3 protein-coding genes are annotated in these 13,242 nt (G+C 60.4%); all 3 read right to left on the reverse strand.

Annotated elements, in window-relative coordinates; genetic code table 11:
* On the reverse strand, positions 1 to 8,742 hold the full coding sequence (locus tag AAGA68_22905) for an SDR family NAD(P)-dependent oxidoreductase (protein ID MEM9387922.1): 8,742 nt from the start codon (positions 8,740 to 8,742) through the stop codon (positions 1 to 3).
* A gap of 1,796 nt (positions 8,743 to 10,538) precedes the next feature.
* The gene (locus AAGA68_22910; GenBank protein MEM9387923.1) at positions 10,539 to 10,727 is read right to left on the reverse strand and encodes an ATP-binding cassette domain-containing protein; all 189 of its coding nucleotides are present in this window, start codon (positions 10,725 to 10,727) and stop codon (positions 10,539 to 10,541) included.
* A gap of 733 nt (positions 10,728 to 11,460) precedes the next feature.
* Positions 11,461 to 12,834, reverse strand: coding sequence for a DcaP family trimeric outer membrane transporter (locus AAGA68_22915; GenBank protein ID MEM9387924.1), 1,374 nt, complete (start codon positions 12,832 to 12,834; stop codon positions 11,461 to 11,463).
* Positions 12,835 to 13,242 lie beyond the last annotated feature (408 nt).

The raw sequence follows: 13,242 nt of genomic DNA on the forward strand, positions 1-13,242 counted from the left end.
TCATACGCTGCCCGCCGGTTCCTTGTCGTCCTCAATGGCGCAAAGCAGCTCCTCAACTTCCTCGTTGCTCATCTCATCGATATTGACTAGGAGCTTTTGCGCGTAGTCGTCGGCCGCTTCGGTCTCTGGATCTGCTGAGGTCTCCGACGCCTCGTCGCTAGCCGATCCCGTGTGCAGCAGCTGATCTCGATAGTCCCTAGCAAGGTCCCGTATGCTCCTCCCCTTGAGCAACGCAAGGGTGTTCACCGTGACATCGATCATGCTCTCGATGCGGTTCTTCAGTTCCAGGGCGACGATGGAATCCAGGCCAACGGCGCTCAAGGGCACGTCGACATCCAGGTTCTCCGCATCGAGCTGGAGGGACTGACAGACGGCGCGATGCAGTGTCGTGCGTACCTCCCTTAGCTGCGACTCGGCATCGAGAGAGGCGATGTGATCGGCCGTAAGCTGACTGCGACCAGCCTGACCGACGTCCTGGTTCTTCGGCACCAGGTCAGCCACGAAGGGAGCGCGGCCTGCGGCGGGGAAGGCGCGACTCCACAGCACCCAGTTCATGGCGATAGCACCGATGGCTCCCTGCTGCCGGGAGATGATCAGCGCTTCCAGTAGGTCCATGCACTTCTCGGCCGGGAGCATGCCCATGCCACGCTCCTCCAGGCGAGCCTGGTTGTGGGCATCGGCCGCCATCCCGATATCCGCCCAAGGTCCCCAATGGATACTCAGCCCCGCCAAGCCCAGGCGCTTGCGGTGTTCAGCCAATCCGTCGAGGAACCCATTAGCGGCGGCGTAATTGCCCTGGCCCGCAGAGCCGATCAGCGATGCCAAGGAGGAGAACATGACAAAGAAATCAAGCTCCTCAGCGCACGTTTGCTCGTGTAGGTGCCAGGCGCCATCCACCTTGGCTGGCATCACCGCACGAATGCACTGCTCGTCCTGATTGACCAGCAGGGCATTCTCCAAAATCCCCGCGGCGTGAATCAGGCCACGCAGGGTTGGCATTGACGCACGTATCCGCTGAAGCATTTCTTGCACGTCCGTTGTCTGCGCCATATCAACGGACATGGCGACACACTCCACTCCCTGTTCACGAAGTCTTGCAATAACCTCCTGGGCTTGGGGCGAAGGCTCTCGGCGTCCAACCAACACGATGTGGCGCGCCCCGCTCTGGGCCATACGCTCGGCAATAGCCAAGCCCAGTGCGCCTAGACCGCCAGTAATGAGATAGGTAGCGTTGTCGTGAAAGGCCGTAGCGATGTCAGTGCCACTCTTGGAGGTCTCTGGCAAATCGATCACGATGGCCTGACTGCCGGCGGGCGCCGCGTCGGGCCAGTCCTGCAGGGCGATCACGGTACTCGCCAAAGGCCGGAACGTGCCGTCCGCCAGGTACCTCACCACATCGTTGAGCAGGGCGCCCAGGACTTGCTTGCCCGTCTCGATCAGATGGCCCTCGTCGACCACGAACAGGCCGATGTTGCCCGTTCGCAAGCCCGTCTGATTGCCGCCAGAATCGGTTAGATCGAGACAGCGACCGAAGCCGCTGAAGGAAGGCCGGAAGTGGCCAAGGTCAAAGCCCGCACAGCAGTTCACCATGACATCCATACCGCCGACGGACATGTGCTCGCACAGGGACTGGAACAGTGAAGGTTTCGCCGATGGGAATACCGCGCGAACACCCAGCTCCCGCACAGCCCGCTCAGACTGGGCCGAAAGCACCGACGCCCCCACGTCTGCACCGAGCCAAACGGCTACCTGAGCCGCGGCGAAACCGCGCGCCGTATCGGCACCGTGGATGAACACCCGCTCGCCTGCCTTGAGGGATACCAGATCCTTAAGGCCGAAAAGCGCGCTCACATAGGGCCTGCAGCTTGCGGCTGCCACCTCATCGCCAAGACTCTGCGGCAACACCGCGGCTTGCCCTGCGGGTAACGTGATGTAGCTTGCGAGGCAGTGCGTGCCCAGGACAGCAACCTGATCTCCGACGCGTAGATCGTCGACGCCAAGACCGGTGCGCACCACTCGTCCAACGGCCTGCTGGCCGGAGACACCTTGTTCGCGCGAGTCAATGGCAGACGATTCGCCACTGCCTGCCTCGACGCCCACCTTCGCCACCTCGATTTCGATTTCGCCCGCTCGCAGGGAGCGACGTTCCGGTGGCACCCACTCGGCGGTGCCCTGGTCGGCAATCGCCTCGACGGCCCCCCCGACTGGTGCGGCCTCTTGCTCATCGCTGCCCTGCGGGCGTTCAGCAGCATCATGGTGAAACACCAGTCGGGCGAGGTAGCGTTGCTCCTCCCGCAAGGCGATTTGCGTTTCCCCACCATCAACCCAGATTTCCTCAACCAGCGCTTCCAGCTCACCAGCGGTGGGTGGGCTACTCAGATCGACGCGACTGCAACTCAGCTCAGGATGCTCCATGGCTATTGTTTTGCCGAGCCCCCAAACGGGTGCTTGCGCCACCTCCAATCCCGAGGTCTCCCCAGAGAGTGCCTGGGACCCGGCGGTGATCAGCCACAGGCGCGGCGAGACACTCAAGCGTGATGAGGCAATTCCCTGGATCAGGTGAATCGTACTGACTACTCCAAGACCAACGCTGTGCTCGAGAGTCTTCACCGTCGTGGAATCGTCGAGCGGCGCAACGTCGAGGTTCCAAAGATGGATAACGCCATTGCAGCCCGTGCTCCGCCCCTGCGGGAACACCGTGTCAAAGACTCTCTGAATGTCATCCAGCGACGTAGTGGACACGCGGAACTCGCGCTCATCCACTTGGGCGAACCCGTCGCCCTTGCGCACGACAACGCAGCGGTGCCCCCTGTCCTCTATTGACTGCTGTAGCTGGCGACCCACGCCCGCCTCGTCGGAGAAGATCAGCCATGGCGAAGCTGGATCAAAGCTCCCTCCCCCGGTGGCAGTGACCTCTCTCGGGGTGAGCTGCCAGTCAATGTCGTACAACCAATCGACCGGATCGCTCGGAATTCTGAGCAGATCTTGCGACTCGTCGCGAACCTCGTTGAAGGTCAACCCCTCTACCACGAGGCAAACTTCACCCGCCGCATTGAGCAACATGACGTCGATGCCCGGCAGGGGATGGCCTGGTAAGACCGGTTTCCAGGTCTTCGCATAGGCATACTGAAGGTCTTCAGTCGGTGCGATCAGGCGTACCGCCTGAATGTGAGCTTTTTCGATCGCGTTCGCCTTGTAGCCCAGGCACAGGCGCCCGATCTGCTCCGCGGCCTCAAAGACGAGTGGATGAAGGTGATAGGTACCCCACGCCTCGTTGCCCAGTTCATCGAGGCGCAGCTTCGCCAGCACGTGTTGATCGCCGATCCAAATGGTCTTCGCGACCTGCATGCTCTGAGCGTAGTCGATCCCCTTCTCCCCAAGGTTCCGGTAGATCTCCGCAGCATCGAAGACCTCTCTAGAGCTATCCTCCAGCTCCTTCAGTGACATCGGGGCTATCTCGACGGCGCAGGGCTTCGCCGCCGTTGCCTTGAGAATGGGGCGCCAGGCAGCCTCTTCCCCTACCTCCTTACCGTCGACGTCAGCAGGCTTTGCCTGGACCTCAAGGGATACGTTGCCCTGCTCGTCAGGTTGGGCCAGCACCTGCAGCTCCGGAAAGTCTTCGCCACGGTCAAACTCCATGGGGCGACCGAAGCTGAGCTCCACCAGGTTCGTGGCCTGCGAATCATCACTGGCGCCGTCGCCACACGAGGCTGCCAGCGCAAGCTCGACAGCAATGCCGGAAGGAAGTTGCACCGCGTCGCCTACGATCAGTCCGTTTAGGAACGGAATCGACTGCTCGTCGAGAAAGCAGCGCCACGCCGACTGCGCCACGGGCAAACGCGCAGTGAGCAGCGGGTGAGCATTCATGCGCTTGAGCACCTTCTGGTAGGCCGACGATAGCCAGTAGCGCTGGCGATCCCAGCTGTACCTGGGCAGAGATAGCTTTTTCGGTGCTGCTGCGCCTCGCACGGCGGGCGACGCGCCCTGCCAGTTCACCTCGCAACCGAGCGTGTGTAGCTCGCCCAGGGTGCTCAGCAGATTCAGCTGCTCATCGCTCTCCTTCAGCAGGCTCTGCAACACGCTGCCCCGCGCGTCCAGTGCTTTCAATGTGCTCGATATCGCGCCGTTCAGCACGGGGCTCGGGCCTACCTCGAGGAATACGTGGAACTCATCTGCGACCAGGGTCTCTAGGGCAGCGGTAAAGTGAACCTTCTCCCGCATATTGTCGCCCCAGTAGGCGGCATCAAGGCCGCCATCGTCGACACACCAGCGCCCCGTTACCGTGGACACCATCGGAATGTCACAGGCCCCAGGGGCAATGTCGCCAAGCGCCGCAATCAGCTGCTGCTTGAAAGGCTCCATCTGCGCGCTGTGGAAGGCGTAGTTGACAGGTAGCGGGAACGCAACGATGCCGTGCGCCTGAAACTCCTCCAGTAGCTCGTCGAGGGCCTCCGTCTCTCCGGACAAGACGATGGCGTCTGGGGAATTCACCGCTGCGATGCTCACCCGCCCCTCATAGGGCGCGATGCGCGGAAGAACCTCATCCATAGAGGTGTTGATACTCGCCATGCGCCCGTTCCCGGTCGATGCCTGCATCAATTTCGCGCGATGAGCAATCAGGGTCACCGCGTCCTCAAGAGACAAGGCACCCGACGCACACGCCGCGGCCACCTCACCAACGCTGTGACCTACTAGCGCATCCGCCCTGATTCCCCAACTCTCATACAGTCGCACCAATCCGAGTTGAAGCGCGAAGATCGCGGGCTGCGCGTAGATCGTTTGATCCAGCATGGAGGCGTTCTCATCATCCATCAGCACGTCGACCAGCGACCACTGCATCAGCGGGCTCAATAGGGCATCAATGCGATCGATAACGTCGGCAAATAGGACTTCGTGACGGTAGAGCTCACGCCCCATCTTCCACCACTGCGAGCCCTGCCCCGAGAACACGAAGGCCAGCTTCGGTGCCTGTTTGCTCGCGGCGAAGGCGTGATTGACCTGGTATGCGTAACGGGCGTTGGCGTGATAGTTGCTTTGTGCGTAGCCCTCGAGGGCGTCGGCGAGCTCGTTCGCATCTCTACCCACCACCGTCAGACTGTGCTCCAGCCGGCTACGTCTCTGGGTCAACGTGCGGTAGAGCGCTGTAAGGCTGGCTCCGTCCTGCGGATTGTCCCGCAAGTACGACGCCAGTCTGTGCGCGCTCTCCTTCAGTGAGACCGTACTGCGCGCGCTGATGGGAAGTAGCCAGGGGCGTACGGGCGATGAGCCCGAATCCGCTTGCCGCGCATCTTGCTGCTGCGCGTCCGAGTCGTCTGCGCTTGGCTCGCCGGACCGTGGTGCCTGAATCTGCTCGAGCACCATATGCACGTTGGTCCCCCCAACGCCAAAGCCATTCACGCCGACGTAGCACGGGCGATCTCGCTTGGGCAGTTCTTCGAGCTCTGTTTGCACCCTCAGTCGCAGCGAATCGAAGGGAATCTGCGGGTTCGGCGTTTCAAAATGCAGGCTCGGCGGCACTATGCCGTGCTTAAGGATCATTGCCGCCTTGATCAGGCTGGCAACGCCGGCGGCGGACTCGCAGTGACCTATATTGGTCTTCACCGATCCGATGGCGCAGTGCGTGTTGGGCTCGGCGCCGATGTTCACCACGGCACCGAGCGCCTTCACCTCGATGGGATCACCAACGGACGTCCCTGTGCCGTGCGCCTCCACATAGTCCAGTTGACCCGGCTCGATACCCGCGTCCTCGCACGCGGCGAGCACCACACGTTGCTGCGCTTCACCGTTCGGTGCCGCGATACCGCTACCCTTCCCGTCCTGGTTCGACGCCGAGCCCTTGATCAAGGCATAAATCGTGTCCTCATCAGCGAGAGCCTTCGACAGGGGCTTGAGCAGAACGAGGCCAGCACCGTCAGCACGCACATAGCCGTTCGCCCGCGCATCGAAAGCCTTGCAGCGGCCATCTGGTGACATCATCCCGGCCTTGGTCAAACACATGGTGACCACCGGAGAGAGGAGGATGTTCACGCCCCCAGCCAAGGCCTGCTCACACTCGCCCTGACGAATGCTTACGCAAGCTTGGTGCAGGGCGCTCAACGACGACGAACATGCAGTATCCACGGCCACAGCCGGACCGCGTAGATTCAGGAAGTTCGAAATCCGACTTGGTGCCATGGTGAGCGCACAACCCAAGCCAGCATATGCATCCGTTAGCGTCTCGTCCGTGAACTGGACCTGGGCGTAATCGCTTGAGGAGATTCCCACGAAGACACCGGTGCGAGAATCCGACACCTGTTCTGCGGTCATTCCCGCATCCTCGAGCGCTTCCCAACCCACCTCCAACATCAGGCGGTGTTGCGGATCCATGCGAATCGCCTCGCGCACCGCAAGTTGGAAGAAGTTACGGTCCATGAGCTCGATATCTTCGAGAAAGCCACCCCGTCGCGTGTTCATCTTGCCCACGGCCAGCGGGTTCTCGTCGTAGACCTGGTCGATTGGCCAGCGCGTGTCAGGCACCTCAGTAACCGCATCGACGCCTTTACACATCAGATCCCAAAACTCATCGAGCCCTTTAGCGCCTGGGAATCGGCAGCCGATGCCAACGATAGCGATGGGCTCGTCGCGAACCTCTTGGCCTCCGTCGAGACTGAATTGAAGTTGATCTGTGCTTAGGCCAGCGAAGGAACTCGCCTCGATATTGGAGCCCGCAAGCGTCTCGGCAAAATCTCCCAGGGTTTTAAAATCCGTTACCCAAGACCTTGGCAAGGGGCGCGAGAAGCGCGCCTCCGCCCGCTCGATAAAGGCCATCTGCTCAGCCCTTGGGAGTGCGAGATCCTCCAGAACACAATCGCCACCTAACGCTTCTGGCGCTTTGCCCGTGGCTTGTGCCAACGCATTGATGAGCCAGCCTTCCACTGCGGTCAGCGCTGAATCGCGAGAAGCCGCTTGTCCAATCCGCTGCGCAGAGCCTTCAGCAGGAATGCGCTGAGCCTCTCCCTTAGGGGTACTGTCCCATCGCCGACACGCGGACAGCTGTCCGGCCAGGAACATGGCGCGGCACTTACGACGTTGAATCTTCCCGCTCGAAGTCTTCGGAATTCCCCGTCGCATCAGTACGACGGCGCTAGGCTGCACCTCGTAGGCCTCATAGATCTCCTGGCGGATCCGATCGATGATGGCATCCAGCTCTTCCTCGCGAAGACGTGCGTGACGATCCACCTCCTGCACGACCACTAGGGACTCTTCATCGTCTATATCAACCGCGAAGGCGGCACCGGATGACGGCTTCAATGCGGGATGGCTGGACTCCACGATCCGCTCAATATCCGGGCCATGTAGATTACGCCCGCGAATCAATATGAGGTCTTTCAGTCGTCCACAGATAAAGAGCTCACCATCCAGCATAAAGCCCAGATCACCGGTGCGTAGGGCGTAATGCCCATGCGCCTGTCGCGCGCCCTGCTGCGAAGTCGCCTGGAAGGTCTCCACGGTCTCCGGCTTACGCTGCCAGTAACCACTCGCGACACTCGGGCCGCGCACCCACACTTCGCCAACGCGCTTCTCCCCAAGCTCCTCCCGGGTCTCCGGATCCACGATCTTCACGTCCTGCCCAGCCAACACCTGACCCGAACCGACCAACGTGATGCCGTTCGGCGCGTTGAGCGGCACAGGGACGGCTTCGTTCTTCTCGAGGGTCTGGCTATCCACCGCACATACTTGCGGCTCCCCAGCTCGACCGCCGCCCGTCACCATCAGCGTGGCTTCGGCGAGCCCATAGGCCGGATACACGGCGGCGCGATCAAAACCGCACTTCGCAAACTTCGACACAAAGCTATCGATGGTCCGAGCTCTGATCGGCTCCGCCGCATTCATCGCATAGCGCCAGCGGCTGAGATCAAGCTCCTTACACTGCTCCGTCCCGATTGAACGCACGCAAAGCTCGTAGGCGAAGTTCGGTGCCGCGCTGATCTCCCCTGCTGTCTGCGATATCAGCTCCAGCCAACGCACCGGCTTCTCGACGAAAGACGCTGGCGCCATTAGCGCGCAGCTCCCCCCCACATAGATGGGAGACAACACGCCAGCAATAAGACCGAGATCGTGAAATATTGGGAGCCAGGAGACAAAACGGCTATCAGCGCCCGACGCCATTGAGTCACGCAAAAGATTGAGCTGATGAATCAAATTGCCGTGGCTAACCATGACCCCTTTCGGCGTCCCGGTGGAACCAGAGCTGTATTGCAGCAACGCCAAATCCTCATCAGACAGATGCGGCTTGGACCACTGACCTTGGTCTGCTAAGTCAACGTCGTCGAACAAGAGCCAGGCGAGATCGCGGTCTGGCGCGGCGTGGTGCTGCTCAGTTTCTATTAGTTCTCGGACCGACGCCTCTGACAGCGCCAGGCGCGCGCCTGAGTCCTGAACGATTCCATTTAAGCGCTCCGACCCGAGCCCTGCGCGCGGCACGGGCGATGGCACTGCTACCACGCCGGCATAAAGGCAGGCCATAAAGGCAGAGGTGAACTCCAGGCCAGGTCGAAACAGCAAAAGAACGCGATCGCCTACGCTCGCCCGTGTCTGGATTCTCTGCGCGAGCGCACGGGCGTTGCGATCTAGGTCCTTCCACGATAGCTCTGCGACTTCCTTCCGTGGGCGGTACTTCGTAAAGGTGAAAACCCGCTTTTCCCCCAGGGCATCTGCGTGAGCTTGACAGACGTCGATCAAGTTTCCGTTCGTTGAACTCATTTAAGTACCTATGCTGTACCGCTGCTGCGGACCTCGGTCCGCTGCAGTCGAACTGTTATCACCGGACTGCCTTTGAAACTCAGGCCCTGTGCGGCTCTTCGCTCACCGCGGCGCAGATAAGGGGCGGCCACCGGGAGGCGGCGTGCTGACTCTTTGTGTATCCAGCTGATGATTCGGAAATCCGGTGCAATGCCCACGCAGAGCAGTGATCTCTCGGCGACCACAGCAGCACCATCTTCTTTCGAACGGAAATTCAAGCGGGCGCAGCCGGGCGGTCTCGACCGCTCCATGGCGGTGAGTCTCGACACTCGGGCGCCAAACCGCCGCACAGAGGCGGCGCCGGTGGCGAACAGCCACAGGCAGTCGCTCCCTAGGCCCCTTGCGCAAGCCATTGCGACTTGGAGTATCGATAGCCCCGGCCAGCGCTGTGACCCACGCCCTTTGCCAGGAGTTACCACGCGCAGGCGCCAGGCGCGGTGCGACTCCCAAACGCTGCATTCCCGCCAGCAGCTCGGGGCGCAGTCGCGCGATGGGCCAGTAGGCTCCTTGTCCGCACGGCTGCGGGGCGAGACTTCAATCAACATCGATCTACCCCTCCTACTGCCGAGGCGAGAGTGGCCTGCGCGTTTGACGCTAGGGGCGACGGGGTGGTGCGCGACGACCTTCTGCCTTCTCCAAACCAAACGCTCTTCGGTTGCATCCATTCGTTCGTCGCTTGCAACGCACTACTGCCCCAGGAATCTAGTGGCTACCTAATTTTCACGTTCGCTTACACGTAAGCTGGCGCAAAAGAAGCTTCGTTAGTCACCTCTTACGCTAGTTAACCTATATTGGCATTACGTCAAACGCAACGACAGGAATTTGGCTGCAACGGCACCTCGCCGGGGTCTGCTCCAGAAGGCCGCTCTTCAAGAACTGGCGGGAATAGACGACGAGTCATCGAATCAAGTCCAAAGGCGAAACACCGATTCCGTCACCTGAATCGGCCCCAATTTGTTATTCGTTTTATTAGCTTTGTGGGCGTCCAAATTCGAGGGAACTGGCGGACGCGGTTTCCGTTTAGAATCGACACGTTCCAAATCGCAAACGAGTGTTTTTCGCTAACACTGACGCCCCAAGGCGCGACCTCAGCCGTTGAGATCGGTACCAGTGAATCGCCGGTCTATGACTTACGGGCGAGAGGACGCGACAACAGTGCCCTGAAACGGAAATAGGCGCCGCCTCGACCACGCCCTTGTCGCCCGCATTTGGCATCAATTAGCGATCAAGATCGATAGGTGCTTCGACAAACGAAACTTCGCCTGAAGTGACTGCGGATTCACGCATTGAGAGCGCAACGACGGACCTAGGGAGCAGGTCACGCGACGAGGAAAGGACTTTTACATAACAATTTTAGTCGCAACAGTCCGATAAAGGGTACGAAACTGACCGCCGATTCCGTCGTTGTAAGACGTATAAGGCAAATTGGCCAGGCCGCGAGCGCCCTTGCGACTCGCTCTGACGCCCGGCGAGAGCACTCTAGTGTGCTGCCCCAGAAGTTCGTTGAAAAATACGCGGGTACTTTTCGCCCCTGAGTACGTTGCTCCTCCTCCCGTGGGGCCTGCCACGCTCGTCCTCGCGCCGCACCCAGGAACGAAAAGCCCTGTGCGTATTTTTCAACGAACTTCTGGGACAGCACACTAGCCGGCTTTAGGTATGCAATCGGATAGGTTCGCTCATCAAGCAAGTGAACCAAGACCCGCGATATTCCTAGCGGGTGACGAGTGACTTTGCCGCATCCGCCGCCGGCGGGACGCTCACGCAAGCGTGGGGCTTAGGCAGGGCGTCAAGGCGCCGGTATCGCTGGATGGCAGGGTGCAATGGGCTCCGAGGCGTTGTAGCAGCCTTGATTTGCCGCTGCTGCTCGGGCCCATGATCGCGAGCACCTCGCCGTGTGCGACCGACAGATCCAGGCCGCGTAGGGCTGCGTTACTCAGTCGAAGCACTTCTCCCAGCGGGGTTCGATCAGCGGCGTGTTAGTGGTCATCGCTCGGCAGAGTCAAGTCCAGGTAGGCATCGCCACCGTCGGGCTTCCAGGGGAGGTTGAGCGGCGGGTGCGCTGTCGGGGAGCGGGGGCTCCCGTCTCGTGCGGGCCGAGTGCTTCGCGCGATTGGCACGGGTGCAGAGCGGGCGTTGCTTGCCCGGCCTTGTCGAACCACCTGACGCCACACGGCGCGATGACGGTGAGCGCGGCAGGCGGAGGCGACAGTTGTACGTTCGACGACGCCCTTCGAGTGAGGATGTCTGGCTGTATCGTCCGCTACGACCGCCAGTTCCTGCGCCCCATCTTCGCCGCCCAGGAGCTCACGTCCGAGCGCTTTCCGGCGAGGATACCTATCGCTCCCGCCGAAGCGCCCCCCGCGGCCCCCAACGTCACAACACCGACCTCCCCAACTCCCCCACGTGCCTCGGAATCCGATCTCGTGGCGGGCTCAACGACCCCTAGCACCCTGAACCTGATCGTGGGATCGTGATGACAGCGGCCCCACAGTTCGTGGCGCACGATGCACGCAAGTCCCGTTCGGCGATCGTGCAATACACTCACCTGTCTGTGACGATGATCGGTTGATCATCGGCGAAGCCAGTCATTCAGCCGCATCGCCGACTCGGCTGCACGCCGGCCATCAATGACGTCATGAAATGGTCGCAGACGCGCCCATCCCAAGTCCTCAGCTAGCTCTAGAAGTCGTAGCGCGCGACGAATTCGATCCGCACACCGTCGCCGTCAGACTCGTTGACTGTTTCTATGGTGTTGTAGATTCCTTCAATTCCGAAGGTGACGTTCTCATTGGCCGTATAAAAGAGATTCGCGCTGAAGCGCTCTCCGCTAGCGTAGGACAGGGGGGTGGATCCTTCAGGAGAATCAAGATCAAAAATGCTCGCTGTGACTGTGGACCGCCAACGATCTGCCCAAAAGTGTTGGTACCCTAGAAAGGCGCCAAGTATCCCAGTGGCGTCAACCGCTCCCGTGTCTGAGACAATCCCATCCAACTCACCAACAAACGAGGAGAAGTAGTGTACGAACCCCTCTCCATACTGGGTGGCGAAGGAGACGTTGTTGCGGTCAGACCCCGTAAATGGTGTGTTGATGCGACCGGAAACATGGACCCCGCCTGTGAAATCCGAGTCATTGTCCGACCTCAATTGAAGGCCGAGCGCCGAGATCCGCAGATAGCCCCAATCGCGCTGAATCTTGGAGAAGGCAACGACGTTCGGTATCTGCTCTGACGCGATCAAGTCGGTGCTACCCCCTAAATCGGCTGCAGGATTCTCAATGCCCAGCCCCCAGTTTGACTCTTCGCGTTCACCGCTAACGTAATAGATTCCTGGATTTCTTAGCACCGGCGCAGCCAATGGTCCGCCGGGATCAGCGGTTTCGGGAAAGGAAAATACGTCCACAAACCCAGACCAGAACTGACCTATCTTCCACGGCCCCCATTCAGCGGCTGCATGGCGCAGCCGCAGGTCGAAGTCGTTCGTAAACTCGTCGCCGTCGCCAAAGAAATCAAATTCAACAAACGTGCGAAATTCACCGTATTCAGTCGGGGCCCGATAGTCGAAGTTGACTCGACTGTGTCGGACGTGGATCGCCGATTGTTGCTCACGATCGTCAACACTGCCGTTCAGCGGGATCGTTGGCGGCGTACCGATCTGCTGGAATCCCAGATTGTCCGTATCGAAATTGGCGCTAACCTGGACTGCGCCCCCAATGCGAAATGCACCATTGGTTCCCGGGACTCCGATTGACCTATCGAATTGCCCGGTCGTGACGAAAGCATCGTCTGGAAAACGGCCGAGCGGTTGACGCGTAGCAAGAGAGCCGCGTGGGTCGAGACGGGCCTGCCTCGCGGGCTGCGCCGGGGTGTCGGTCTCGGAAGACGGGAGCGAAACGGGCTCGTCTAGGACCCTTACATCACTTACATCGTTGGATTGTTGCTCTGATGCTTGGGCTTCAATGAGTTCGTTGACGAGATCTCTCAGCGCCCTGACTTCTTTTCGGAGAGCCTCAACTTCGTCGTCCTGAGTCTGTGCGAGCACCGTAGGCACGCTCATGGTTGCCGCTGCCACGCCAGTCCATAGCCATATTAGCCATCGGACTCTCCGCACTGCTTTGCCTCCCCAGTTGCTCCTCCTCCTCGCCGCTGCTCACCGACGAGAAGTCTGATCTTTCTCGAGCTAATCACGCCTGCGCCAGTTGGAGAAGATTCATAGGCGCGCAGGGGATGCGCATCAGGCCAAATGCAGGGTGGCGGCATCTGCGAGCGCGGAACGCTAGTCGGGGCGCTAACGTCAACGAGCTCAAACCCCTCCAGGACGAGACCCCCCCCTGTCAGGATAGTTGCCCGGTGATTTGATTCTTACTTTTCTGAGCGGGGGGCGGAAGAGAGAGCATTCGATGCCCCGCTATTCCGAGCAGATCCGTGAGCAAGCTGTGCGCAAGATGATGCCGCCGAACGCGAA

Source organism: Pseudomonadota bacterium (assembly GCA_039193195.1).
In the GTDB taxonomy this organism is placed as follows: domain Bacteria; phylum Pseudomonadota; class Gammaproteobacteria; order Steroidobacterales; family JBCBZW01; genus JBCBZW01.

Bases quoted from the DNA above. Each gene is read 5' to 3' on its own strand.
- AAGA68_22905 (MEM9387922.1), bottom strand. From the start codon at position 8,742: ATGAGTTCAACGAACGGAAACTTGATCGACGTCTGTCAAGCTCACGCA.
- AAGA68_22915 (MEM9387924.1), bottom strand. From the start codon at position 12,834: ATGAGCGTGCCTACGGTGCTCGCACAGACTCAGGACGACGAAGTTGAG.